This window comes from Mycobacterium branderi (assembly GCF_010728725.1).
Taxonomy (GTDB): Bacteria; Actinomycetota; Actinomycetes; order Mycobacteriales; family Mycobacteriaceae; genus Mycobacterium; species Mycobacterium branderi.
Genome location: NZ_AP022606.1, coordinates 3,843,960 through 3,870,700, shown reverse-complemented (window position 1 = coordinate 3,870,700; position 26,741 = coordinate 3,843,960). Strand labels below are relative to the sequence as shown.

Genomic DNA, 26,741 nt, shown 5'->3' with positions numbered 1-26,741 from the left:
TTTGCGGATCGGTCAGCCCGGGAACACACCGGCCATGTTGCTTCGTAGAATCGCTCGTCCCCTGTTGTCAGCGGTATTCATCGGCCAAGGTGTCGAGACCCTGCGCAACCCGCAGAACAGCGCCGATGCTGCGCAGCCCACACTCGCGGCGTTGCGGAGCCTGCCCGACCCGGTGGGCACCAAGGTCCCTGCCGACCCCCAGACGGCCGCACGGATCAACGCGGCCGTGCAAGTCGGTGGTGGTCTGCTGCTTGCCACGGGCAAAATGCCGCGGATCGCCTCGGCTGCTCTGGCGTTCACCGTGATCCCGGGCAGCCTTGGCGGACATCTGTTTTGGACCGAGTCCGACCCGCAGCGCAAAGCTCAGCAACGCCGCGACTTCCTCACCGATTTGAGCCTGCTCGGTGGGTTGATCATCGCGTCCGCCGACACGGAGGGTAAGCCGTCGCTGGGGTGGCGTGGTCGACGCGCCGCGGGCCGGATCTCCGAAGCGGTGTCTGGTGCGCTGCCGTTCGGTGGGTCCGACAACGCGTTGGTCGACTCCGAGCTCGGCGAGCGGCTCGGCGACCTCGGGGAGAAAATCGGTCACAGCCTGCAGCTCGGCGCCGAACGCGGCCGCGAATTAGCCGGTGTGGCGGCCGAAAGAAGCGCGCCGCTGGTCGAGGCCGCCCGGGAGCGGGGCGCAGAACTCGCCGAAACTGCCCGCGAGCGGGGCGCAGAGCTCGCCGAGATCGCTCGCGAGCGCGGCAGCGAGTTCGCCGAAACCGCCCGCGAGCGCGGCACCGAGCTGGCCGAGACCGCGCGCAAGCAGGCCGGGGTCCGCCGCAAGCGGCTGCCGCTGCGCCGCGGCGCTAACCGGCCGGCCTGGCGAGAAAAGCTACCGCTGGGCTGACGCCGACGGGCGCCGTGCGTGCCACCACAACAGCGCCCACGACGCCGCCACCACACCGAACACTACGACTTGCACCGCACCGGCCCAGCTGGCCGGGTAGCACACCCCGGTGATGTAGTGAGCGATAAATCCCTGCGGCGGCAGTGCGGGCATGCCGGCTTTCGCGCGGCCCCAGCGCTCGACTCCGGTCAGCGGGCAGTCGAGATGCGCCACGGTGATCGCAACGCCCCATAGCACCGCGGGGACATGCAGCCAGATGGTCCGCGGCCAGCGCAGTGCGACGAACCCGCCGACAACCAGGTAGGCGATGAAGGCGAAATGAACGGCAACCGCCAGCCCCACCAACATCTCGTACATCGCGAGGATGCCTCGTTCTTATCTGCCGAATCGCTCACTATCGTAAATGCCATGACGACAGGTGACCCTGATCCGAATCCGCCTCAGTACGGCTATCGGCCGCCGTCGGCGCCGGGTCGGCGACCCGGTGGACTCGGCGAACGTTTTCTCGCGCGTCTCATCGACGGGATCATCGTCAACATCGCGGCGTTCGTACTCTCGCTGCTGATGCTCGACAAGGACTATTGGTTCCTGGTGACCGGATTGTTCTCCGGTGTGCTGATGTTCGGCTATTTCGTGCTGTTCGAAGTCACCCAGGGCTCCAGTCCGGGCAAGAAGCTGCTCGGGCTCGCGGTTCGCGGCGCCGGCAATGCGCCCAAGCCCGACGCGAAACAGTCGGCCATTCGCAACGCTTTCACCCTGCTGGCGGTGGTGCCCTACTTCGGCGGCTTGTTGGCCTTCATCGCCTACGTGGTGATCGCCGCGACGATCAGCTCCAGCCCGACCAAGCAGGGCAAGCATGACGAGTTGGCCGGCGGGACACAGGTAGTCAAGACCTGAGATACTCACCGATGATCATGTCGACGGAGTTGTCGGCATCGATCGTCCTCCCGCGCTCGTCGGGTTCCAGGGGTTCCAAAGTCTCGAATTGAGACTTCAGCAACGACGCGGGCATGAAGTGGCCGGTGCGGGCGGCTTGCCGGGCGGCGATCAGCGCCGGCGAACCGCGCAGATGCAAGAACTCGACCGTCGGGCAGTATTGGCGCAACTGGTCGCGGTATGTGCGCTTGAGCGCCGAGCAGCTCATCACACCGCCGTCGCAGTGATCGGCCAGCCACTCCCCGACGGCATCCAGCCACGGGTGGCGGTCATTGTCGTCGAGCGGGTTACCCGCGGCCATCTTGGCGATGTTGGTTTGCGGGTGCAGGGCGTCAGCGTCGGCGAAAGGCACGTTGAGGCGCCGCGCCAGGGCCGCACCCACCGTCGATTTGCCCGACCCCGAAACCCCCATGACCACGATCGGCGGCCGCGTGGGACTCACTGCTGCGTGTTGCGGTTCCATTCCAGCCAGCCCACACCGGTTCGGCCGTCCGCGGTGCGCACCGTGCCCCACGCTCGCGGAAACTGGCTGACCCGACCGTCGTCGGCCACCAGCCGCAGCGGTGCATGGCCGTGGAGGTCGACGGCCGCCGTGATGCCGCCGGGATCGACGGCCAGCGTAGCTTCCGTCGGTAACCCGTTGTCGCCGAACACTTCCCGTCCGGCGACGGCGGTCAACTCGGTGACTGCGTCGTTGTTTTGCATATAGCCGATACCGATCGCCGGAGTGCCGGGGATCCGGATGTCGACGGCGTGCAGATGCGTTCCGTCGTCGAGATGCAGTGCGCTCCAGTTCCAGTCCATGCCCCACCAGTCGCGGACTCCCCACGAGTGATCGCGCTGGCCGGGCGCCGAGTCGACGCGGTACTGCGTGCCGTCGACGGTGACGATGCCCGACACCGTGCAGGGAATCTCGTAGCGGGTGGTCAGCCGATACTGATATGGCGTGCCGTCGGTGGTCCACACCAGATCCATTGCCACCTCGACCGGTTCACCTTCTTCACCGCGCAGCAGCGCCGACGGGTCGGCGTATGACTGGCCGCGGCCTTGCAGCGCGACGTGATACGTCTGCAGGGGGGTGCCGGCAGAGTGGGTGAAGTCGACGGTGTCGGTGCGCAGCGTCCACGGGTCGGCGGGTAGCGGGGCATCGAACGCCGCCACGGCAATGGTGGGCATGTGGGGCCCGCAAAGCAGGGCGTGCAGCCATGCCCGGCGCTGGTTGGGGATCAATCCGATCCTGACCCAGCCGCCGAAACCCTTTGCGGTATCGGCGAAGTCGGCATACCAGCTTTCGCTCCACAGCGGCTCGCCGGTCGCGGCGTGTGCGGCTTCGTCGTCCGCCGACGGGCGCAGCGGCTCGAGTGGCGCGGGTGCTGGCAGCGTCGCGAGCGCGTCGGTGTCGAGCACGTGCTCGCAATGACGCTGCAGCAGCGTCATGAACATCGCGTCGCCCCGCTCGGTGCGTTCCACCAGCATCGACGAGACGATGGCCATCATCACCCCGAAGAAGCTCTGCCGGCGCACCCCGTCGCGCACATCGGCCAAGCTGATGGGCGCATCCTGGCCGAGCGTCTCGTGGTAGGTCCGCAGCAGCGCGTCGTACTGTGCGCGCCGGTCGCCCGCCGGCAGCGCGCAGCCGAGGAAGTAGGCCAGGTCGGTCATCGCCGGAGCCCAGGTGACCGTCTGCCAGTCGACCACCGTCAACGCACGCTCGGCCCCGACCGCACCGAAAAGCATGTTGTCCAACCGGTAGTCGCCGTGCACCAGACCGTGCAATGTGTCTGTCTCTCGAGCCAGATACGCGTCGAAGGCGCCCACCAGCCGTTCGCACACCGCACGATGTTGCGGTGCGATCCGCTCGCCGTAGCGGTCGACGAAGCCGGCATAGAGCTGGCCGATCAGCGCCTGGTCGACCGGCGTGTCCCGGTTAAGCCACGGCGCGTCGGCCAGCGCGGCATCGCCGAGCAGTGGGCCCTGTAAGCGGGCCAGCTCGCGCACCGCAAGCTCGGCCTGAGCGGCTGTGGCACCGCGGATTTCGTCGCCGACGACGGCCGGGCTCGCGTCGCCGAGCAGCACGTCGAAAGCGCCGGACGAGGCATCGATCGCGGCGTGGTAACAGGGCGCCACGGGCCCGGACAGCCGCGGCGCGACTTCGCGGTAGAACCGCACTTCACGCTCGTAGAGGCCCAGGCTCAGCCCGGTCTGACGGCTCACCGGGTCGGTGGCGGCGACCTTGAGCACCACCGAATCCGGCTGTGCGCCAACGTCGGCGTAGGTCAGTCGGATGCGGTAGCACTCACTCATCTGGCCGGTGCCGATGCGTTCGACAGTGAAATCGGTGACGGTCCCGGTGCCCAGCACACCGGTCAACCACGCGGCCGTGAGGTCAGCCGGGCGTTCGATCACCGTGTCGGCCTGTGGCGGCATCATCGTCACATCACCGCGCCAGCGAAAAGCCCTGCCATGCCATTCGCCGCTCGGGGTGCGGGTCGAATTCGACATGGGATTTGCGGTCGAAGACCATGACGGCCCGGTCGGGGTCGGTGTAGGCGGGCCAGCCGTCACCGGGCGATCCGGTGCGGCTGAATGAGCGCCAGCGCCTTTGTATTTCGTTGCTGACCCGAAGCGCGGAGCGCCGGTCGCCGGCCGCGGTGAGCAGCCCGCCCAATCTGGTGCGGTAGACGTCGAACACGGCGAGCAGTTCGGTGGCGTGGGTGGCGCCCAGACCCGACCAGCGCAACGTGCGCGGCGAGTAGTCGTAACGATACAAGTAGGTCGGCGCGTGGGCGCCGTGGGCTTCGGCGATTTCCCAGGCTGCCGAGCCGAACGCGAAGTCACCGCCGAGCCGGATACAGGCCGAGGGCTCCGGATAGTCCGGGTAGGCGCGGGTAATGCGTTCCCGCGCAGCCGGATCGACCTCGGCCAGCAGGGCTTCGATCATCGGCTCGGTGGTCGGCAGCATTCGCAGGAAACGGGTGAACAGCCGGCCCTCTTCGGCGTTGGTGCCGACGATGAGTGGAATGCGGTGCGCCTCGCCGCGGCGCATCGCGTCGAGAGGATCCAGTGGCAGGCAGTCGTCGCCGAAAGCCGGGCCCAGCGGGAACGCGCCCAGGATGTCTCGCACACCCTCGTCGATCAAACGGTTTTGCGCCCCAACCAGTTCGGCGGGCGACGCCTGCATCAGCGTGTGGGCCGCGTCTTGCCGACGAACTCCCAGCAGTGCGGCGAAACGCGCGGCGAAGTCTGCCGCCATCTCGCGGGAGCGCACCATGCCCGACGCGGGGCTCTCCGAAATAGCCTGGGAAAACAGGTCTTTGGCCTGCGGTACGGCCATCATGGTGGCGACGGCGTGGGCGCCCGCGCTTTCGCCGAACAAGGTGACATTGTCCGGGTCGCCGCCGAACACGGCGATGTTGTCGCGCACCCAGCGCAACGCCATCACCAGGTCGCGCAGGAAAAGGTTGCTGTCGATGGTGATCTCGGCCGTCGACAGCGACGACAAGTCCAGACAACCGAGCGCCCCGAGTCGGTAGTTCACCGACACGTACACGCATCCGCGGCGGGCCAGCGCCGCGCCGTCGTAGAGCGGAGTAGCCGAACTGCCCAGGATGTATCCGCCGCCGTGCACGAACACCATGACGGGCAACGCCTGGCCGCGCGCGTCCTCGGGAGTGACGACGTTGAGTGTCAGGCAGTCCTCGCCCCTCGGCTGAAATTTGCCGGGACCGAGGATGGTGTAGCGGCGCTCTTGCGGCGCGCATTTGGTGAACGCGTGGCAATGCCGCACACCCGACCACGGCTGGACCGGTTGCGGCGCCCGGAATCGGAGCGGCCCGACCGGTGGGCGGGCGTAGGGAATGGAACGCCACCGGTGCACGCCGTCACGGGTGAATCCCTCGACGGTGCCGGCGGCGGTGCGTGCGCGGACGGTGTGTTCGTGCATATCCCGACGGTAGCGAACGACGCCGCCCGTTAACCTAACGACATGCGAATTGCCCCGCTGCTCGCAGCGTCACTGCTGGTCGCCGGATGTTCGCACGAGATCACCGGCCACCCGGAACGGACGTCCGGGGCCACGTCGCATGCGTCGGCGCCAACGCCGTCTCCCGGCAAGGCGGCTGTCCCGTCCGCTGCGCCGTCGGCCGACGCGCCGATCGCCGACGTCATAGCCTGGATCGACGGCGGTTCACCCGCCGACCCCGCCGGTTTTCACCGCGCGACGCGCAATGGCGTCACCACCGAACTCGGTGACGACATCGCTTTCAGCGTCGGCAAAGTCACCTGCATGACCGATACCAAGCACACCGGCGGCGCGCTGGCCTGTCTGGTCGACCTGGTTCATCCGCCGCCGCGGCCGGCGACGGCGTACGGCCACTGGGAGGGCGGCTGGGTGGACTTCGACGGCGCCAGCCTGCAGGTCGGATCGGCACGTGCCGATCCCGGACCGTTCGCCCGTGGCGACGGGCCCGAGTTGCCGGCCGGAAAGTCGTTGTCGTTCAGCGACTATCGGTGTCGTGCCGACCAGGACGCGGTGGTGTGCGTGAATTACGCGCACCGCTCGGCGGTTCGGTTGGCCGCCGCCGGTGTGCAGCCGTTCGGGTGCCTGCAGTCGGCGCCACCACCCGATGGTGTGGGCGAGAAGTTCAGCTGCTGAAACCTGTTGCTACCGATCGTTATTCGGGTAATGCACCGAGCTCGAGTACCCGGATCTCACCGGTGCCGCCGTCGACCTCGACGAGCGCCCCGGGCGGCAGTCGCCGCGTGGCGCCGGCGACGTCGACTACACACGGGAATCCGAACTCGCGGGCCACCACCGCGGCGTGCGACATCGGGCCGCCCAGTTCGGTCACGACGGCGGCTGCATAGGAGAAGGCGGCGGTGTACCCGACATCGGTGACCTCCGCCACCAGCACCTCGCCGGGTTCCAGTTCGTCGATGGTCTCCGGGCGCACGATCCGGACCCGCCCGCGCACCCGTCCGCCGCAGACGCCGAGGCCGTGCAGAGTCTCCCCCGCGGCGAGCACGGTCGTCAGCGTGCTGCCGGGCTGCCAGCTGCCGCTGAACACCGGGGGCGGGCTGACGTCGGCAAGCCGGGCGCGTTCGGCGCGCCGTCGCGCCACAACGTCTGCGGCGTCGGCGGGCAACGCATCGAGTTCGTCGACCAAGAGATAGAACACGTCGTCGGGAGCGTCGAGGACGCCGGAATCCACCAGGCGGCGACCGTATTCCCGCAGCAGTCGGCGCAACACCCAAATGGCGCGCACCATGCGGTCGCGACGAGCTTCACGGTCGCGCAGCTGGCGCACGGCCAGCGCCGCCACGGGCCGCGCCTGCACGGGGATCGGCAGGTGCCGCGGTTCCGGGATCGTCGACGTATTCAGCGATTTCGCAACCATCCGCAGCAGCAGCTCGGGATCGTCTGCATAGGTGGTCGACAACATCTCCACTTCCGCGGGGCCGCGGTGCCCGATCAGTGCCAGCTCGTCGAGAACGGCAGCATGAAATTCCGGTGCCTTTCTGGCCAGCACATCGAGGTGCTTGCCCGGCTCGGCGAGTATGCGGGCGACGTTCGGGTCGCGCCGGGCTACGGCCACCAGCCGGTGCAGAGCGCCGAGCAGGCGCGCGCTGACCAGATCCTGACCCGCCGACGGCGCGATATTGCGGCCGCCCAGGCCGCGCAGCAACACGCTGAACGCGGCGAACGTCATGAACGACCCCGATGCCAACACCCAGCCGTGCACGACGAGATCGCGCGCCAGCAAGATCAGGCTCTGGAGGCGACGTTCGTCGAGTTGCGTGAGATCCCCGCCGGTCAGCTGTTCCAGGCGGTCGATGTCGGCGATGTAGTCGCGGGTGTCACGTGCGGTGCCGGCGCTCAGCCCGACCAGGTTGAGACCGAAGATCCCAAGATTGCGCAAGGTGCGCAACGGTTTTGGCACGCTGCGGGGTTCAGGCGGTAGCCGCTGCTCGCCGAAGATCGGCAATGTGGCCAGGCTGGGGCCGAAGAACTGGCTGTTGGCGACCACCGACTCGGGTTTGACGAACGGCACCGTTTCAGCCATGAAGTGCGCGGTGGTGATGGCGCCGTAGAGGCGGTGGGCGAACACTCCGACTGTGCGCGTGGCGATTTCGCGTTGCACCAGGCCGCCCGGGCGCAGCCGCTCCGCGATGCCCACACCGCCCGCCCGCAGACCGCGCACGGCCACCGACGCCGACGACGGCGAGAACGGTCCGGGCAGCGCCTCGGATAAGTTGGTGGCCAAAAACATCGGGAAGCGCGGATCGATCGGCGTGTCGAATTCCCCGTTGCTGCCCTCGGGACCGGCCAGCACGGGAACGGTCCCGTCCGCGGCCGGCGCGTCGACGGAGGGAATGTCCTGCACAGTGGTCAGCTGCCAGGGCAGCGACACCACCCGCCGACCGATACTCACCCGGCCGCGCACAGCCAGCGCGAAGTCCTCGACGCATTCCCGGGCAGTCCACGTCGGGGTGAATTCCCATTTGTCGCGCAGCCTCGACGTGTCCATCGTCGGGGTGTCGAGCAGTTCCGCGAACGAGCTGCCCGCCCAGCGGCGCAACGCGGGCGGGATGCCCACGATCCGGCGGCCCAGCGCGGCAGCGATTTCGGCGAACGTCGGCTCCCCCGGCGCGGCCAGGTTGACCGCCCCGCTGTCGACACCGGGGTCGAGAATTGCCCGCACGAAAAGCCGATAGGCGTCGTCGGCGTGCACGACCTGCAGGCGCTCGGATGGGTTGAGGCCCGGGAGCAGCGGCGCCGCGAACAGCTGCAGCACCCAGTTGTCCACGTTTCGGCCGAGGATCACCGCAGAGCGGATCGCCACCCACTCCGCGCCGCCGTTGGCCAGCATCTCCTCGACGCGGGCTTGCTGGCGGCCTTGCGCGGACGCCGGATTCAGCGCGTCGTGCTCGGTCAGCGGCGACGCGTTCGGGCGACGCTGGCCGTAAACGTGCGCCGAGGAGGCGAATACGACCCGCCGGGCGCCGGTTTCGGCCGTCGCGTCGAGGACATTGGCGGTGCCGCCGACGTTGACCTCGTCGCTGGTTGCCCAGGCGCAGTGCGCGACGACGTCCGCACCGGAGATCGCGCGCCGTACAGCGCGTGCATCGCGGATGTCAGCTTGCACGAATTCTGCTGCAGTGGGCCAGCTTTCGGGGCAACGCCGAGACAGTCCGACGACATCGTGGCCCAGGGTGAGCAGCCGGGCCGCGATGCCGCGACCAAGGACGCCGCTCGCACCGGTGACGGCAATTCTCACTGGCCGGCCCCGGGTCTACTCGTCGTCGTCGAGCAGCGCCGCATTGACCAGGTCGTCGAGATCCATGTCCGCGAGGTCTTTTTCGCTGACCTCGGACGCGGCGGTGCCGTCGGTTTCGTTGGCCAAACTCAGCAGCAGGTCCAGTACCCCGGCCTGCCGGAGGCGTTTGACCGGAATCGACGCGACGACGCGCTGGATTTCCGCTTCCCCGGGCGCGACCTTTTCCGGCACCTGGCTCTCAGCGCCGAGCAGCTCCTGGCGGAAGTATCCTGCCAGCGCTGCGGAATTCGGGTAGTCGAAGATGAGCGTGGGCGAAAGTGCCAGCCCGGTAGCGGCTTTGAGCCGGTTGCGCATCTCGACCGCGGTCAGCGAGTCGAACCCGAGTTCCTGGAACGCCTTGTCGGGATCGATGGCCTCGGGCGTGGTGTTGCCCAGCACGGTGGCAATGTGCGAGCGCACCAGATCCAGCAGCACGGCATGCTGCTCGTCTTCCGCCAACCCTTCCAGGCGTTGCAGCAGCGCCGATTTCGACTTGGCTGCTGCCAGCGAGTCGTCGACCTGACGACGCGCCGGTGCGTTGATCAGGTCGACGAACATCGGCGGCAGGGTGCCGGAGTCGTGCTTGGCGCGCAGTGCAGTGAAGTCGATGCGGGCGGGCAGCAGGAACGGCTCGTCGACAATCATTGCGGTGTCGAGCAGCGAAAGAGCTTCGCCGGCAGACATGGCCACAATGCCGTCGCGCGCGAACCGGGCGAAGTCGACGGTCCCGAGGTCGCCGGTCATGCCGCTGGCCTGCTCCCACAGTCCCCAGCCCAGCGAGATGGCGGGCAGGCCCTGAGCGCGCCGGTGCGCGGCCAGTGCGTCGAGGAACGAGTTGGCTGCCGCGTAGTTGGCCTGTCCGGAGGAGCCCACCAGGCCGGCCATCGACGAGAACATCACGAACGCCGACACATGCAGGTCGCGGGTCAGCTCATGCAGATTCCACGCCGCTGTCACCTTGGCGCGCAACACCGCATCCATCCGTTCCGGCGTCAGCGTCGTGACCACCGCATCGTCGAGCACCCCGGCCGTGTGGAACACCGCCGACAGCGGGTGCTCGAGTTGGCCGATGACTGTGGCCAGCGCGTCGCGGTCGGCCGCATCGCACGCTACCACCTGCACCTGTGCGCCGGCTTCGCGAAGCTCCGTGGCCAACTCGGCTGCACCCGGTGCGTCCGTGCCGCGGCGGCTGAGCAACAGCAGGTGGCGCACTCCATGCTGTGTCACCACGTGGCGCGCCAGCGCCGAACCGGCCATTCCGGTACCGCCGGTGATCAACACCGTGCCGGCGGCCCAGACGTCAGGCATCGTCATCACGACCTTGCCGACGTGGCGGGCCTGGCTCAGATACCGCAACGCCGCCGGCGCGCGACGAATGTCAAACCTGGTGACCGGCAATGGCTTCAGCGACTTGTTCGCGAACATCGCGGCAAGCTCGCTCAGGATCCGCCGGATGTGGTCCGCCCCGGCTTCGAACAGGTCGAAGGCGCGGTAGCGAACCTGCGCGTGGTGCTCGGCGATTACACGAGGGTCGCGGATGTCGGTCTTGCCCATCTCCAGGAACACGCCGCCCGGGGCGACCAGCCGCAGCGAGGCGTCGACGAAATCGCCGGCCAGCGAGTCGAGCACCACGTCCATCCCGCGGCCGCCGGTCACCGACCGGAACTTGTCCTCGAAGTCCAGGCTGCGTGAGTCGGCGATGTGGTCGTCGTCGAAACCCATGGCGCGCAAGGTGTCCCACTTGCCGCGGCTGGCGGTGGCGAATACCTCCAACCCCCAGTGCCGAGCCAATTGGACGGCCGCCATGCCAACACCGCCGGCGGCGGCGTGAATCAGCACCCGCTGGCCAGGCCTCACCTCGGCCAACGTCGACAGCGCGTAGTACGCCGTCGCAAACACGACCGGCACGGTGGCGGCGTCGGTGGACGACCAGCCGGTGGGGATTCCCAGCAGCAGCCGCTGGTCGGTGGTGGCGACGGTTCCGGTGCCTTCCGGGAACAAGCCGGCGACTCGGTCGCCCACCGCGAATTCGGTGACGCCAGGCCCGATTTCGACGACGACACCGGACGCCTCGACGCCCATCGCGGCGTCCTCGTCGGGATAGAGCCCCAGGGTGATCATGACGTCGCGGAAGTTGGCGGCCATCGCCTCGACCGCAACCCGGACATGCCCGGACGCCAAGGGCGCGTCGGCGTCGGGCAGTGGCTCCATCACCAGGTTCTCGAATGTGCCTGGGCTGGAAAGCCCTAACCGCCACGGCTGGTCACCGCCCGGCGGCACCAGCAGCCCGTCCACTGCGCGGCTGCCATGCACCCGCGCGATATGGGTGACGCCGCCCCGCACCGCGACCTGCGGTTCGCCGGCCGCCAAAATCGCCTCGGCGTCGACGTCACCGTCGACATCGGCGAGCACCAAGCGGCCGGGGTGCTCGGTCTGCGCCGAGCGCACCAGCCCCCACACCGCGGCCCCTGGCAAGTCGGTGAGGACTTCGCCCGGCAACGCCGCCACCGCGCCGCGAGTGACGACAACAAGCACGCCCGAGTCCGGCTGGGACACCCACGACTGCACCGCAGCCAACGCGGCATGCGCGCGTTCGAAGGTGGCCGTCAGCGGATCCCCTGCCGTCGGCGCGGATTCGAAGATTTCGTACGACGGCGTGGCATCCGCTCCAAGGGGCGCGGGCGACCAGTTCACCTCGAACAACCGGTCCGGGCCCGAGCCCGACACCGCCGCCATCAGCTGCTGCTGAGACACCGGCCGGGCCACCATCGCCGCCACCGACAACACCGGCAGCCCCAACCCGTCGGCCAGCTCGACCGACACCGACGACGGACCGGTCGGCGCGATCCGGGCCCGCACGGCCGATGCCCCGGCGGCATGCAGGCACACCCGCTGCCACGAGAACGGCACCAGCACACCGCCGTCCGCATCGGCGCCGTTGGTGGCCACGATCACCGCGTGCAGCGCAGCATCCAAGACAGCCGGATGCACACCGAATCCCGCCGGCGACACACCCGCGTTGGCCGGCAACGACACCTCGGCGAACAACTCGTCGCCGCGGCGCCACATCGCGGTCAGGCCCTGGAACGCCGGACCGTACCCGTAGCCGCGGGCGGCCAACTGCTCGTAGACGCCGGTCACGTCGACCGGTGCGGCACCCACCGGCGGCCAGGCCGACAGCTCCGCGCCCGGTTCGACACTTCCCGAACTGACCTGGCCTTCGGCATGCAATACCCAGACAGAACCGGCGTCGGCGCGGGAGAACACTGATACCGCACGCGATCCCGTCTCGTCGGCTCCACCGACGACCACCTGCACCGCCACCGAGCCGGTGGCCGGCAACACCAGCGGCGCCGCCAGCATCAACTCCTCGACGACACCGCAACCCACTTCGTCGCCGGCGCGGATCACCATTTCGACGAATCCGGCGCCGGGGAACAGGACCACACCGCCGATCGCGTGATCGTTCAACCAGGCCTGCGATGCAGGTGCGAGCCGACCGGTGAGCACCACTCCCCCGGAAGCCGGCAGTTCCACCACGGCACCCAGCAGCGGATGCTCACTGGATCCCAATCCCAGTCCGGCGGCGTCGACCGCGGCGCCGTCGCCGGAAAGCCAGAATCGCCGTCGCTCAAAGGCATACGTCGGCAATTCGACAAACCGGCCGCCGCCCAGCACCTTCCGCCAATTGACCGTGACGCCGGACACGAAAGCCTGTGCGGCAGCGGTGGTCAGGCTGGTGGGCTCGGGGCGGTCTTTGCGCAGCATCGGCACCGAGACGATGTCGGCGTCGGACAGCGATTCGTCGATGGAGGCCGTCAGCCCGCCGCCGGGGCCCACCTCGAGGAAGCGGGCGGCCCCGGCGGAATGCGCGAAGCGGATGCTGTCGGCGAACCGCACCGCTTGGCGGATGTGCGTCGTCCAATACTGCGCGGATGCGAAGTCGTCGCCCGCCAGCTGCCCGGTCACGTTCGAGATGATCGGGATACCGGGCTGACCGAGAGCGAGTCCGCTTGCAACCGTGGCGAACTCGTCGATCATCGGTTCCATCAACGGCGAGTGGAAGGCATGCGAGACGGCCAGCCGGTGGGTGCGGCGGCCCATTCCACGTAGCCTTTCGGCCACCGCGGCCACAGCTTCTTGGGCGCCCGACACAACCACCGACGTCGGTCCGTTGATCGCCGCGATGCCGACGTCGTCGGTGAGCAGCGGCCGCACTTCCTCTTCGGTGGCCTGCAGCGCGATCATGGCGCCGCCGGCGGGCAACGCCTGCATGAAACGTCCCCGCGCGGCCACCAGGACCGCCGCGTTCTCCAGCGACAGGACGCCGGCGACGTGGGCGGCGGTCAGTTCGCCGACCGAGTGGCCCATCACGTAGTCGGGACGCATGCCCCAGGATTCCAGCAGCCGGAACAATGCCACTTCGAGTGCGAACAGCGCGGGCTGCGCGAACTCCGTTGTGTTGAGCAGGGTTTCGTCATGGCCCCACATCACTTCTCGCAGCGGTCGCAGCAGATGGCGGTCCAGTTCGCCGACGACGGTGTTGAACGCTTCGGCGAAGACCGGGTAGGTGGCGTGCAGGCCCATGCCCATGCCCAGCCATTGGGAGCCTTGCCCAGGGAAGACGTACACGGTCTTGCCGGCCGGCGTTGCGCAGCCCTGAATGACCGTGCCGCCGGGGGTGCCGTCGGCCAGTTCGGCCAGCCCCGCAAGCAGTTGCTCCCGGTCGCAGCCGACGACCACCGCCCGATGCTCGAACGTAGACCGGCCCGCCAGCGACCAGCCCACGTCGACAGGTTCCAACTCAGGGTGGTCGTCGATATAGCCGGCCAGTTGGGCCGCTTGCTTGCTCAGCGCGGTACCGGTTTTCGCCGACACGACCCACGGCGCCGCCGGCGGCTTCACCGGCTCGTCGTCCGGCTCGTCCACCGGCGGGGCGGCCTCGATGATCACATGCGCGTTGGTGCCGCTGATCCCGAACGACGAGATCCCGGCGCGACGCACTTTGCCGTCGGCCGGCCATGGCTGCGGTTCGGTGAGCAATGCGATCCGTCCCGCCGACCAATCCACGTGTGGGCTGGGTTCGTCCACGTGCAATGTCGCCGGCAGCATCTGATGGCGCATCGCTTGCACCATCTTGATCACGCCCGCCACGCCCGCGGCGGCCTGGGTGTGGCCCATGTTCGACTTGATCGAGCCCAGCCACAGCGGCTCGTTGCGGTCCTGCCCGTAGGTCGCCAAAAGTGCCTGCGCCTCAATGGGATCGCCCAACGTGGTGCCCGTGCCGTGGCCTTCCACTGCGTCCACGTCGGCGGGGCTGAGGCCTGCGCTGGCCAGCGCGGCGCGCACGACCCGCTGCTGCGACGGGCCGTTGGGCGCGGTCAGCCCGTTGGAGGCGCCGTCCTGATTGACCGCCGAACCCCGCACCACCGCCAGCACCGGGTGGCCCAGCCGCTGCGCATCCGAGAGCCGCTCGACGACCAGCATGCCGCCGCCCTCGGAGAATCCTGTGCCGTCGGCTGCCCCGGCGAACGCTTTGCAGCGCCCGTCCGGCGAAAGTCCGCGCCAGCGGCTGAATTCCACGAAGATATCGGGGGTGGCGTTGATCGTGACGCCGCCGGCCAGCGCCAGGTCACACTCGCCCGAACGCAGCGACTGCACCGCCATGTGCAGCGTGACCAGAGACGACGAGCATGCGGTGTCCACCGACAGCGCGGGTCCTTCCAGGCCGAGCACGTACGCTACCCGACCCGAGGCCACGCTCGACAGCTGGCCGGTCAGCCGGAAGCCTTCGACCGGTTCGGCGGCGAACATGCCGTAGCCCTGCGTCATGACGCCGGCGAACACACCGGTGGCGCTGCCCCGAAGGCTGGTCGGGTCAATTCCTGCCCGCTCCAACGCCTCCCAGGACAGTTCGAGGAACATGCGCTGCTGGGGGTCCATCGCCAGCGCCTCGCTCGGGGCGACGCCGAAGAAGCCGGGGTCGAAGTCGGCGACGCCGTCGACGAAGCCGCCGGTGCGGGTGTAGCAGGCGCCGGGCACGTCGGGGTCGGGGTTGAACAGCCCGGCCAGGTCCCAGCCACGGTCGGACGGAAACTCGGTGAGCACGTCGCGACCCTGAACCACCATGTCCCACAAATCGTCGGGGCTGTTGACTCCTCCTGGGAAGCGGCACGCCATCCCGACGATCGCGATCGGGTCGTCGCCCGTGGCGCGGACCGCGGGAACCTGCTTGATTTCCTGCGGGACACCGGCCAGTTCGGTGCGCATGTAGCTGGCGAGCCTGCTTGGTGTCGGGTAGTCGAAGATGAGCGTGGGCGAAAGTGCCAGCCCGGTGGCGGCTTTGAGTCGGTTGCGCATTTCGACCGCGGTTAGCGAGTCGAACCCGAGATCCTGGAAGGCCTTGTCGGGGTCGACGGCCTCCGGGGTGGTGTTGCCGAGCACGGTCGCGATGTGGGAGCGCACCAAAGTCAGCAGCATGGCATGCTGCTCGTCCTCTGATAGCCCGTGCAGCCGTTGCGCCAGAGCAGATTTGGACTTGGTGGCGGCCAGCGACTCGTCGACGCGGCGGCGGGCCGGCGCGGTGATCAGCTCGCTGAACATCGGCGGCACCGCCGCGGCGTGGCTGCGCAGCGCTGCGGTGTCAATGTGTGCCGGCAGCAGGAACGGCTCGTCGACGATCATCGCCGTGTCGAACAGCTGCAGCGCTTCGGCGGAGGACAGCGCCTTGACGCCGCTGCGGCTCAGCCGGGCCCGGTCGGCGGCGTCGAGTCCGCCGGTCATTTCGCTGGCCTGCTCCCACAGTCCCCAGCCCAGCGAGGTCGCGGGCAGCCGGTGGGCGCGCCGGTGCGCAGCCAGTGCGTCGAGGAACGAGTTGGCCGCCGCGTAGTTGGCCTGGCCAGAGGAGCCCACCAGGCCGGCCATCGACGAGAACATCACGAACGCCGACACATGCAGATCCCGGGTCAGCTCATGCAGATTCCACGCCGCGTCGACTTTGGCCCGCAGCACCGCGTCCACCCGCTCCGGGGTCAGCGAAGTCACCACCGCGTCATCGAGCACCCCGGCGGCGTGAATCACCGCCGACAGCGGATGCTGCACCGGAATATCGGAGATCACCTTGGCCAAGGCTTCGCGGTCGGCCGCGTCGCAGGCCACCACCTGCACCTGCGCGCCGGCGTCCCGCAGCTCGGCCGCCAGCTCGGCCGCGCCGGGGGCGTCCGCGCCGCGGCGGCTCAGCAGCAGCAGGTGGCGCACCCCGTGCTCGGCCACCACGTGCCGCGCCAGCGCCGAGCCGGCCATCCCGGTACCGCCGGTGATCAACACCGTGCCCGCCGCCCACGCGTCCGGCATCGTCATCACGACCTTGCCGGTGTGGCGCGCCTGGCTCAGATACCGCAATGCCGCCGGGGCGCGCCGGATGTCGAATGTGGTCACCGGCAACGGCCGTAATACGCCGTCGTCGAACAGCTTTGCGAGCTCGAGCAGGTATTGGTGCATGCGCGCCCGGCCGGGTTCGAAAAGGTCGAAGGCGCGGTAGCGTACGCCCGGGTAGTTTTCGGCCACCACGCCGGGATCGCGGATGTCGGTCTTGCCCATCTCCAGGAAGACGCCGCCTGGGGCGACCAGTCGCAGCGAGGCGTCGACGAAATCTCCGGCCAGCGAGTCGAGCACCACATCCATTCCGCGACCGCCGGTGGCCGCGTGGAATTTCTCCTCGAAGTCCAGGGTGCGCGAGTCGGCGATGTGCTCGTCGTCAAAGCCCATGGCCCGCAGCGTGTCCCACTTGCCGCGGCTGGCGGTGGCGTAGATCTCCAGCCCCAAATGGCGGGCCAGTTGCACGGCCGCCATGCCGACACCGCCGGTGGCGGCGTGGATCAACACCCGCTGCCCCGGCCGCACATCGGCCAGGTGCAGGAACGCGTAGTAGGCGGTGGTGAAGACAGCTGAGACGCCGGCGGCCTCGGCGAACGACCAGTCGGCCGGCATCGGAAGCAACAGCCGGGTGTCGCCGGCCACCAGGGTGCCGCTGGTGTCGGGGAAGAATCCCATCACCGCGTCCCCGACCGCGAATTCGGTGACGCCGGGCCCGACTTCGACCACCACGCCGGCGGCCTCGCCGCCCAGCAGCGCGTCGTGGGTGAACATGCCCAGCGTGATCATCACGTCGCGGAAGTTGGCGGCGATGGCCCGGACCGCCACGCGGACCTGGCCCGGTCCCAGCGGCGCGTCGGCGTTGGGCACCGGTTCGAGTTGCAGGTTTTCGAATGTGCCTGCGGCCGAAAGACCCAACCGCCACGGCTTCTCGCCATCCGGGGGCACCAGCAGACCGTCGACCGCGCGGCTGCCGCGCACCCGCGGCGTGTACGCCACGCCGTCGCGCAGCAGCACCTGCGGCTCACCGACCGCCAAAATCGTTGCCGCATCGATGTTTCCGTCGACATCGGCGAGAACCAGCCGCCCGGGATGCTCGGTCTGCGCCGAGCGCACCAGCCCCCACACCGCGGCGCCGGCGAGGTCGGTGACATCTTCTCCGGGCAGCGCCATGGCGCCGCGGGTGACGACGACGAGAACGCCCGAGTCGCGTTCGGAGAGCCAGGTCTGCACCGCTGTCAACGCCGTGTGTACGCGCTCGTAAGCGGCGGTGACGGCATCCTCTGTTGTGGGCAGCGATTCAAAGATCTCGTACGACGGCGTAGGCGCGTTACCCGCCGAAGCGGGTGACCAGGCCAGCTCGAACAACCGGTCGGCACCCGAACCGGATACCGCTGCCATCAACTGCTGTTGCGATACCGGACGCGCCACCATCGCCGACACCGACAACACCGGCAGCCCCAAACCGTCCGCCAGCTCGACCGACACCGCCGACGGGCCAGCCGGCGAGATTCGCGCCCGGACCGCCGACGCGCCCGCGGCATGCAGCGTTACGCCCTGCCAGGAGAACGGCAAAGCCAGTTCGGCCGCATCGTGGCCGACGACCAACGCGTGCAGCGCCGCGTCCAGCAGCGCCGGGTGCACGCCGAACCCGCTGACCCCGCCGGCAGCCTCGGGCAGGGTCACTTCGGCGAACACTTCGTCGCCGCGGCGCCACATCGCGGTCAGCCCGCGAAATGCCGGGCCGTATCCGTAGCCGTGGGCCGCCAACCGCTCGTAGCCGTCGGCCACGTCGACAGCGCTGGCGCCGGACGGCGGCCACGCCGACAAATCCGCTGCCGCCTCAACAGATTCCGAGCTCAACACGCCCTCGGCGTGGCAGGTCCACGCCGCATCTGCGTTCTCCCGGGAGAACACGGATACGGTGCGCTTGCCGGTCTCGTCGGCCGCGCCGACGACGACCTGCAGCGCCACCGAACCGGAGGCGGGCAGCATCAGCGGTGCCTGCAGCGTCAGTTCGTCGACTACCGAACAGCCGACCTCGTCGCCGGCGCGGATGGCCAACTCGACGAATCCCGTGCCGGGAAACACGGTCATCCCCGAGACGGCGTGGTCGTTCAGCCAGCCGTGCGACGACGGCGACAGGCGGCCGGTCAACACCACGCCGCCGGAGTCCGGTCGCTCCACGACCGCTCCCAGCAGCGGATGCTCGCTGGACGCCAAGCCCAGACCGGCAGCGTCGAGTGCGGCGCCGTCGCCGGCGAGCCAAAACCGCCGCCGTTCAAAGGCATACGTCGGCAATTCGACAAACTGCCCGCCGGGCAGCGCCGCGCGCCAGTCTACGGCGACGCCCGACACGAAGGCCTGCGCGGCGGCGGTCAGGAACCGGTCGAACCCGCCGTCGTCGCGGCCGAGGGTGGGAATGACGATGGGGTTCGCGCCGTGGTCGGTGACGGTGTCCTCGATGCCGGCGATCAACGCCGGATGCGGGCTGGATTCGACGAAGGTTCGGTAGCCCTGCTGACAGGCGCTGCGGACCGCCTGGTCGAATTCGACGGTCTGCCGGATGTTGCGATACCAGTAGTCGGCGTCCAATCCGGCGGTGTCGAAGAGGCTGCCGGTGACCGTGGAAAAGAATGCGGTGCGCGACGATTGGGGCTCGATGCCGACCAGCGCCTCGGCCAGCTGGTCGCGGATTGCCTCGACGTCGGCGGAATGCGACGCGTAGTCCACGTCGATGCGGCGGGCGCGCAGCTCGCGTTCCGTGCAGTGCCGGATCAACTCGTCCAGCGCCGGCACTTCGCCGGATACCACCACCGCGGAGCGGCCGTTGATCGCGGCGATGCTGATCCGATCCCCGAAGGGCGCCAACAATTCTCGAGCTTGTTCGATGTCGCAGGCCAGCGACACCATGCCGCCGCGGCCGGCCAACTCTCGCAGCATCTTGCTGCGCAGCGTGACGACCCGTGCGGCGTCGCGCAACGACAACGCACCCGCCACGTAGGCGGCGGCGATCTCACCCTGCGAATGGCCGATCACGGCGTCCGGCCGCACACCGATGGATCGCCACAGTTCGGCGAGCGACACCATCACCGCGAACAGCGCGGGCTGTACGACATCGACCCGGTCGAGGCCGGGCGCACCCGGCGTGCCGCGCAGCACGTCGATCAGCGACCAGTCGACGAACTCCGCGAAGGCGTCCGCCCAGGCCTGCATGTGCTCGGCGAAAACCGGTGCATGGTCTAGTAATTCGACGCCCATGCCGAGCCATTGGGAGCCCTGGCCGGGGAAGACGAACACGGTTTTGCCGGCTGGCGTGGCGCTGCCCTGGATCACGTGTGCGCCGGGCAGACCGTCTGCCAGTTCGCTTAACCCGGCCAGCAGCTGGTCACGGTCTGAGCCGACGACGACCGCGCGATGCTCGAAGGTCGACCGGCCCGCCAAGGTCCAGCCGACGTCGACCGGGTCCAGGTCGGTGCGGGCGGCCACAAACTTCGACAACCGGGCGGCCTGCTTGCTCAGTGCCGCAGCGCTTTTCGCCGACACCACCCACGGCAGCGCCACGGGCTTGACGGCCTTGGCGGGCGGATCCGCGGGCGGGACGGATTCGATGATCACATGCGCGTTGGTGCCGCTGATCCCGAACGACGACACTCCGGCGCGGCGCGCTTTGCCGTCGGCCGGCCACGGGTGGGGTTCGGTCAGCAGCGACACCCGTCCCGCCGACCAATCCACATGCGGGCTAGGCGAATCCACATGCAATGTCGCCGGCAGTGTCTCGTGGCGCATGGCCTGCACCATCTTGATCACACCGGCGACACCTGCGGCGGCCTGGGTGTGCCCCATGTTGGACTTGATCGACCCCAGCCAGAGCGGCTCGGACCGGTCTTGTCCGTAGGTCGCCAAAAGTGCTTGGGCCTCAATGGGATCGCCCAGTGTGGTGCCGGTGCCGTGGCCCTCCACCGCATCGACTTCGGCCGGGCTGAGTCCGGCGTTGGCCAGCGCGGCGCGCACCACTCGTTGCTGCGACGGACCGTTCGGCGCCGTCAACCCGTTGGAGGCACCGTCCTGGTTGACCGCCGACCCGCGCACCACAGCCAACACCGGATGGCCCAATCGCCGGGCGTCCGAAAGCCGCTCGACGACCAGCATGCCGCCGCCCTCGGACCAGCCGACGCCGTCGGCCGCGCCCGCGTACGGTTTGCACCGGCCGTCGGGCGCGAGCCCCCGATGCCGGCTGAACTCCACGAACACCGTCGGCGTCGCGTTGACCGTCGCTCCCCCGGCCAGGGCCAGGTCGCACTCCCCCGAGCGCAGCGACTGCACCGCCATGTGCAGCGCCACCAGCGACGACGAGCACGCGGTGTCCACCGATACGGCCGGGCCTTCCAGTCCCAGCACGTAGGCCACCCGGCCGGTCGCGACGCTGGAGGTCATGCCGGTCAGCCGGTAGCCCTCGATCTCTTCGGCGAGCATGCCGTAGCCCTGGACGATGATCCCGGCGAACACGCCGGTGGCGCTGCCGCGCAGCCCGGTCGGGTCAATTCCGGCGCGCTCCAACGCCTCCCACGACAGCTCCAGCAGCATCCGGTGCTGCGGGTCGGTGGCCAGCGCCTCGCTCGGGGACACCCCGAAGAACCCGGCGTCGAAACCCGCGACGTCGTCGACGAATCCGCCGTGCCGGGTGTAGGACTTGTGCGGCGCGTCGGGGTCGGGGTCGAACAACCCGGCCAGGTCCCAGCCGCGATCGGTGGGGAACTCCGACATCACGTCTCGGCCCTGGGCGACCATGTCCCACAAGTCGTCAGGGCTTTGAACTCCGCCGGGGAACCGGCAGGACATCCCGACGATCGCGATCGGTTCACCGGACCGTTCCAGCAGAGCGCGGTTCTTGCGCTTCAGCCGCTCCACCTGGACCAGCGCTTTACGCAGCGCTTCGGTCGCATGCTGGAGTTGGTCAGCCATATTTGTTACCCCTCGCCTAACGTCGGTCGCCAAACCCGGAATGCGGCCGAGTCACGAAAGTCGGTGAGCCGGGTCCGCGGCCAATACCGGCCTTGCCCAGCGATCCATGGCGCGACTGTACAGGTCACAGCTTGGAGACGGTCAGTCGCGGTCAGCGCCAGCCGTCGGCCGCTTTGGCCGCCCGCATCAGCGCGTCGCACAGCTCGCGCAGTTCGGTGGCGCCGGCTCCCTCCTCGAGCGCGGTGGCGACGTCTTCGGCGGCACATCGCACCTGATAAACCCGGTCGGACAGGTCGGCGGCCTCGTCGGCGGACAGCACGACGGCATCGGGCGGCAACGTGGGCCCGTTCGCCCCGTTCATCGAGGCCCGCTGCTCGTAGGCGCGCTGTCGACAGGACTGGCGGCAGTACTGCCGGCGGCGGCCCATCCCGGTGTCGGTCACGTCGCGGCCACACCAACGGCAGGGCTGCGGTCGGGCACGGCGGCTCACGGCCCCGACTTTAACGCCCTCGGCATGGCGGTCCCGGTATCATGGGAGGTCGCGTCGCAATAGCCGGGAACTGCGCAGACCGCCACAGCGTTGTCCAGCCCGGAGAGAATTGCACTTAGAGGAGTGTTGACGATGGCTGATCGTGTGCTGAGAGGCAGCCGCCTCGGAGCCGTGAGCTACGAGACCGACCGCAATCACGATCTGGCGCCGCGTCAGATTGCGCGGTATCGCACGGAAAACGGCGAGGAGTTCGACGTTCCGTTCGCCGACGACGCCGAGATCCCCGGCACTTGGCTGTGCCGTAACGGGATGGAAGGCACCCTGATCGAGGGTGACCTGCCCGAGCCGAAGAAGGTCAAGCCGCCGCGCACGCACTGGGACATGCTGCTGGAGCGCCGCTCGATCGAGGAGCTCGAGGAGCTGCTCAAGGAGCGCCTCGAGCTGATCAGGTCGCGCCGCCGCGGTAGCTGACTTCGGCGAAGGTGCGCAAACCCGGGAATTAGTCCGGCGTGTCGACCGGCGACACGCACTCCCGCGGTTGGCGGTGGAGCCGTCCGCTGATCCCCCACTGGGCGACTTTGACCAGCGCTTCGCGGACGTTGGACCCGCTCATCTTGGACACCCCGAGTTCTCGCTCGGTGAACGTGATCGGGACTTCGACGACGGTGAACCCGTTGCTGACCGTGCGATAGGTCAGGTCGATCTGGAAGCAGTAGCCCTTGGAGTCGACGGCGTCGAGGTCGAGCTTCTCCAGCACCGCGCGCCGGTAGGCGCGGTAGCCGGCGGTGATGTCGTGGACACCGATGCCCAACAGCAGGCGTGAATAGGTATTGGCCACCTTGGACAGCACGATGCGCCGCCACGGCCAGTTGCGGACCGTCCCGCCGTCGACGTAGCGCGAACCGATCGCCAGGTCGGCGCCGGCGTCCACGGCCTCCAGCAGGCGGTGCAGCTGCTCGGGCGCGTGGCTGCCGTCGGCGTCCATCTCGACCAGCGTCGTGTACTGCCTGCTCAGGCCCCAGGCGAATCCTTCCAGGTAGGCCGCCCCGAGGCCGTTCTTGACCGTGCGGTGCATGACGTGGATGCGCTCGGGATCGGCCTGGGCCAGCTCGTCGGCTAGCTGCCCGGTGCCGTCGGGGCTGCTGTCGTCGACCACGAGCACGTGCACGTCGGGGCGGGCATCGTGCAGCCGACGCAGAATCAGCGGCAGATTCTCCCGCTCGTTGTAGGTCGGGATGATCACCAGGGTGCGCTGGGTGGGACGGTCGCCCGTCATATGGCTCCTTGTGTCTGGCCCTCACCGGGCGGAATGTCGGCCGCCCTCGTCGAGCGGTTCGTCGTCCTCGTCGATCAGGTCCTCGTCAGGCGGCTCGTCATCGGTCGCAGCGTCCCGTCGCGCTGGCCGAAGCCAGCGGCGATTCGGACGCGGGAACCACCCATTGTGCAGTATTCCGGCCAGAATGGCGCCGACGCCCGCCAGGACCAGGATCCACTGCACGACCGGCCCCCAGCGGGTGGCCGGCGTCAGCGTCGTCTTCAGCCGCACCTGGTTGTCCAGGTAAGCCGGCTCGAAGAAGCCGGTCCGGTCCAGTTCCCGGCCGTCCGGCGCGATGACCGCGCTGATGCCGACCGTGCCGGCGACGACGACGTAGCGGTCGTGCTCGACGGCGCGCACCTTGTCGAACGCCAGCTGCTGCTCGCTCATGGTCTGGTCGAAGGTGGCGTTGTTGCTGGGCATGGCCAGCACCTGGGCGCCGTTGCGCACCGATTCGCGCGGGGCGCGGTCGAAGATCACTTCCCAGCAGGTGGCCACCCCGACCGGGATGCCGGCGGCGTGCACCACGCCGCTGCTCTGGCCCGGCACCATGTGCCCGGCCCAGGCGGCAAAGCCGGACAGGTGCTTGAAGAGCCACGGCCACGGCAGATACTCCCCGAACGGCTGGACGATCTGCTTGTTGTGGCGTTCGGCCGGACCGCTGCCGGGATTCCAGACGATCACCGTGTTGGTGTAGGCCGGCTGATCCGGCGGCCGGTTGGGCATGTCGAGCACGGTTCCGACCAGGATCGGCGCGCCGATCGCCGCCGCTGCCGCGGTGATCAGCTGACCCGCGTCGGGATTGGCCAACGGATCGATGTCCGACGCGTCCTCGGGCCAGACGACGAATTGGGGCTGCGGGGCCCGACCGGCATGCACGTCGTCGGCCAGTCGCCGCGTCTCCCGGACATGGTTGTCGAGCACCGCCCGGCGCTGGGAGTTGAAGTCCAACCCGAGTCGCGGCACGTTGCCCTGCACCGCGGCGACGGTGACGGCGGGCTCGTTACCCGAACCCGTCCCGGAATGCCGGACCGGCGGCCACACGGCGATCGCGGCGAACAACACCACGCATACGCAGACCGTCGGCAGCATGACCGCCGGAGCACGGTCCTCCCGATGCGGGCTCTGCCACCACGACACGATTTCGACGGCGATTGCGGTTGCGGCGCAACCCATCAGCACGATTCCCAGCGACAGCAGCGGGGGGCCACCGAGCCGGACCAACGGCAGGAAGGGGCCATCGGTTTGACCGAATGCGACGATGCCCCACGGGAACCCACCGAATGGGCCGGTCGACTTCAACCACTCCTGGGCCACCCACACCAGCGCGAACCACACCGGCCAGCCGGGCAACCGGCGCACCGTGACGGCCGACAGCCCGAAGATGGCGGGAAATACGGCCGACACCGTCGCCAGCGCAATCCAGGGCATCGCGCCGACCAGGCTGCCGATCCAGGGCAGCAGCGGCAGATAGAAGGTCAGCCCGAACAGAAAGCCGTACCCCAGTCCGCCCGCCGGTGTGGTCGCGGGACGGGTCAGCACCCAGGCCAGCAGCGCGAACGCGACGACGGCGGCCCACCACCAGTTTGTCGCCGGGAAGCTGGCGTAGAGCAGTAGCGCCGCGGCGAGCGTTGCGCCCAGCCGCAGCAGCCGTGGCTTCAGCGCGTTGCCGATCCTCGGCAGCCGCGCCAGCAGGGCGGGACCGAGCGCGGAAAGCCGGGCCCGTAGCGCGTCACCCAGCCCGTTCGGCGATTCGGGGCTGTCGTCGGTATCGACGTCCTCGTAGTCCTCGTCCTCGTCCGGCACGGGGATCTCGCCGGTGTCGTCGTCGCTGACCAGCGGCAGGATCTCGGTGGCGTCGTCGAAGCGCCGCCTTTCTTTAGCCATAGATGACCGCACCCCGGTGCACGGTTTGCCGGCAGCGCGGAAGCGCTTCGCCGGGCGCCAGGCGCGGCAATAAAGGCACTCTCGAGCGCGGGTCGGTCGACCAGCGCTGGACGGCGTTGTCGGGGGCCACCACGTCGAGTTCGCCGACGTCCCAAACCGCGTAGGACGCGGGTGCGCCCGGCGCCAGGGAGCCGGTCAGCCCGTCGCGAACCCCGGCGGCGCGCCACCCTCCGCGGGTGGCGGCGGCAAACGCCGCCCGTACGGACAGCGCGCTGTCCGGGGTGTGGTGGTGAGCCGCGGCCCGCACGCTCGCCCACGGGTCAAGGCCCGTCACCGGGGCGTCGGATCCGAACGCGAGAGGCACGCCTTGGGATGCTAACAGCGCAAACGGGTTCAGCTGGCTACCTCGATCGCTGCCCAGCCGGCGGGCGTACATGCCGTCGCCGCCACCCCACAACGCATCGAAGTTCGGCTGCATGCTGGCGATGACGCCCCACGCGCCCAGCTTGGCCGCCTGCTCGCCGGTCACCATCTCCAGATGCTCCAACCGGTGGCCGCAGCGGGCCACCGCGATGGTCCCGAACTCGTCGACCACCCGCTCCAAAGCGGCGACCGCCGCCGACACCGCGGCATCACCGATGACGTGGAAACCCGCCGTCACGCCCGCCTCGGTGCAGGCCCGCAGATGGGCCGTAAGCGCCCCCGGCTCGAGGTAGCAGTTGCCGGCGGTCTCCGGGGCGTCGGCGTAGGGCTCGCGCAGCCAGGCGGTGCGGGAGCCCACCGCGCCGTCGACGAACAGGTCACCGCCCAGCCCGTGCGCGCCGGTCTCGGCCATCAGCTCGCGGGCGCGCGCCGGGCTGCTCACCGCCTCACCCCAGTAGCCGATCACGTCGACGCCGTGCTCGACGGCGCGCAGGGCCTGCCAGTCGTCCGGGCCGCCGATCTCGGGACCGGCGCACTCGTGCACACAGACGATGCCGACCGCCGCGGCGGCGTCCAGCGCGGCGATGCGGGCTTGGGCCAGTTGCGCGCTGCTCAGCAGGTCGCGAGCCACGGCCCGGACCAGGTGATGCGCGTCGCCGGCCAGCGGACGCTCGTCGGCAAAGCCGTCGGCTGCGGCCAACCCCGGAACCTGCCGCCGCAGAGCGCTCGAGGCCAGCGCCGAGTGCACGTCGATGCGGCTCAGGTAGGCCGGCCGGTCGCCGAGCAGCGCATCCAGCTCGGCCGTGGACGGCGGTGCGCCGTCGGGCCACGCCGATTCGTCCCAGCCGTGGCCCCACACCAGCTCGTCGGGGTGGGCGGCGGCGTGGTCGGCGATCAGCTGCAGGCAATGGTGCTTGGAGCCGGCGGCGCGCAGATCCAGGCCGGTCAGCGTCAGGCCGGTGGCGGTGACGTGGATGTGGCTGTCGACGAACGCGGGCGCGACGAAGCCGCCGTCGAGGTCGACCACCTGGGCGTCGGGAAACTGGCTGCGGCCGACGTCGTCGCTGCCCAGCCACGCGACCACGCCGTCGCGGACCGCCATCGCGGTGGCGTCGGGGTGGGTCGGGCTGTGCACCCGACCGT

14 protein-coding genes are annotated in these 26,741 nt (G+C 69.3%); 4 read left to right on the top strand and 10 right to left on the bottom strand.

The window, feature by feature from the left end; genetic code table 11:
* Window positions 1-34 precede the first annotated feature (34 nt).
* Complete coding sequence (locus G6N47_RS18815) at window positions 35-892, top strand: DoxX family protein (RefSeq protein ID WP_083131888.1); 858 nt, start codon at window positions 35-37, stop codon at window positions 890-892.
* On the opposite strand, the gene G6N47_RS18810 is transcribed toward G6N47_RS18815, so the two are convergent.
* Window positions 878-1,249 carry a DUF2784 domain-containing protein gene (locus G6N47_RS18810; RefSeq protein ID WP_083131889.1) on the bottom strand — a complete coding sequence of 124 codons (372 nt, stop codon included), beginning with the start codon at window positions 1,247-1,249 and terminating at the stop codon, window positions 878-880. The genes G6N47_RS18815 and G6N47_RS18810 overlap by 15 nt on opposite strands.
* A 51-nt stretch (window positions 1,250-1,300) precedes the next feature.
* On the opposite strand from G6N47_RS18810, the gene G6N47_RS18805 reads away from it, so the two are divergent.
* Window positions 1,301-1,789, top strand: a complete 489-nt coding sequence (locus G6N47_RS18805; RefSeq protein WP_083131890.1) for an RDD family protein — start codon at window positions 1,301-1,303, stop codon at window positions 1,787-1,789.
* Here G6N47_RS18805 and G6N47_RS18800 read toward each other — a convergent pair.
* From G6N47_RS18800 to G6N47_RS18790, 3 genes are read right to left on the bottom strand one after another with little or no spacing between them, the layout of a single operon-like run.
* Complete coding sequence (locus tag G6N47_RS18800) at window positions 1,779-2,240, bottom strand: gluconokinase (RefSeq protein ID WP_232080367.1); 462 nt, start codon at window positions 2,238-2,240, stop codon at window positions 1,779-1,781. The two genes, G6N47_RS18805 and G6N47_RS18800, sit on opposite strands and share 11 nt — an antisense overlap.
* A gap of 26 nt (window positions 2,241-2,266) precedes the next feature.
* Window positions 2,267-4,255, bottom strand: coding sequence for a DUF7064 domain-containing protein (locus G6N47_RS18795; RefSeq protein WP_083132003.1), 1,989 nt, complete (start codon window positions 4,253-4,255; stop codon window positions 2,267-2,269).
* A gap of 10 nt (window positions 4,256-4,265) precedes the next feature.
* A complete protein-coding gene (locus G6N47_RS18790; RefSeq protein ID WP_083131892.1) occupies window positions 4,266-5,771 on the bottom strand; it encodes a carboxylesterase/lipase family protein in 1,506 nt (501 codons plus the stop codon).
* A gap of 42 nt (window positions 5,772-5,813) precedes the next feature.
* On the opposite strand from G6N47_RS18790, the gene G6N47_RS18785 reads away from it, so the two are divergent.
* The gene (locus tag G6N47_RS18785; RefSeq protein WP_083131893.1) at window positions 5,814-6,482 is read left to right on the top strand and encodes a hypothetical protein; all 669 of its coding nucleotides are present in this window, start codon (window positions 5,814-5,816) and stop codon (window positions 6,480-6,482) included.
* Window positions 6,483-6,501: 19 nt separating this feature from the next.
* On the opposite strand, the gene G6N47_RS18780 is transcribed toward G6N47_RS18785, so the two are convergent.
* From G6N47_RS18780 to G6N47_RS29330, 3 genes are all read right to left on the bottom strand, one after another.
* Window positions 6,502-9,105, bottom strand: coding sequence for an NAD-dependent epimerase/dehydratase family protein (locus G6N47_RS18780; protein ID WP_083131894.1), 2,604 nt, complete (start codon window positions 9,103-9,105; stop codon window positions 6,502-6,504).
* A gap of 15 nt (window positions 9,106-9,120) precedes the next feature.
* Window positions 9,121-21,483, bottom strand: coding sequence for a type I polyketide synthase (locus G6N47_RS18775; RefSeq protein WP_083131895.1), 12,363 nt, complete (start codon window positions 21,481-21,483; stop codon window positions 9,121-9,123).
* 151 nt (window positions 21,484-21,634) lie between these two features.
* Entirely contained in the window at window positions 21,635-21,973 is a 339-nt protein-coding gene (locus G6N47_RS29330; RefSeq protein WP_083131896.1) for a hypothetical protein, read from the bottom strand.
* Between the two features lie 132 nt (window positions 21,974-22,105).
* Here G6N47_RS29330 and rbpA point away from each other — a divergent pair, with 132 nt between their 5' ends.
* Entirely contained in the window at window positions 22,106-22,444 is a 339-nt protein-coding gene (gene rbpA / locus G6N47_RS18765) for an RNA polymerase-binding protein RbpA (protein WP_057003129.1), read from the top strand.
* Window positions 22,445-22,472: 28 nt separating this feature from the next.
* On the opposite strand, the gene G6N47_RS18760 is transcribed toward rbpA, so the two are convergent.
* From G6N47_RS18760 to G6N47_RS18750, 3 genes are read right to left on the bottom strand one after another with little or no spacing between them, the layout of a single operon-like run.
* Window positions 22,473-23,249, bottom strand: a complete 777-nt coding sequence (locus G6N47_RS18760; protein WP_083131897.1) for a polyprenol monophosphomannose synthase — start codon at window positions 23,247-23,249, stop codon at window positions 22,473-22,475.
* Window positions 23,250-23,270: 21 nt separating this feature from the next.
* Window positions 23,271-25,175 carry an apolipoprotein N-acyltransferase gene (lnt, locus tag G6N47_RS18755; protein ID WP_083131898.1) on the bottom strand — a complete coding sequence of 635 codons (1,905 nt, stop codon included), beginning with the start codon at window positions 25,173-25,175 and terminating at the stop codon, window positions 23,271-23,273.
* Window positions 25,168-26,700 carry an amidohydrolase gene (locus G6N47_RS18750; RefSeq protein ID WP_083132004.1) on the bottom strand — a complete coding sequence of 511 codons (1,533 nt, stop codon included), beginning with the start codon at window positions 26,698-26,700 and terminating at the stop codon, window positions 25,168-25,170. The genes lnt and G6N47_RS18750 overlap by 8 nt, the downstream gene beginning before the upstream one ends.
* Window positions 26,701-26,741: the final 41 nt, after the last annotated feature.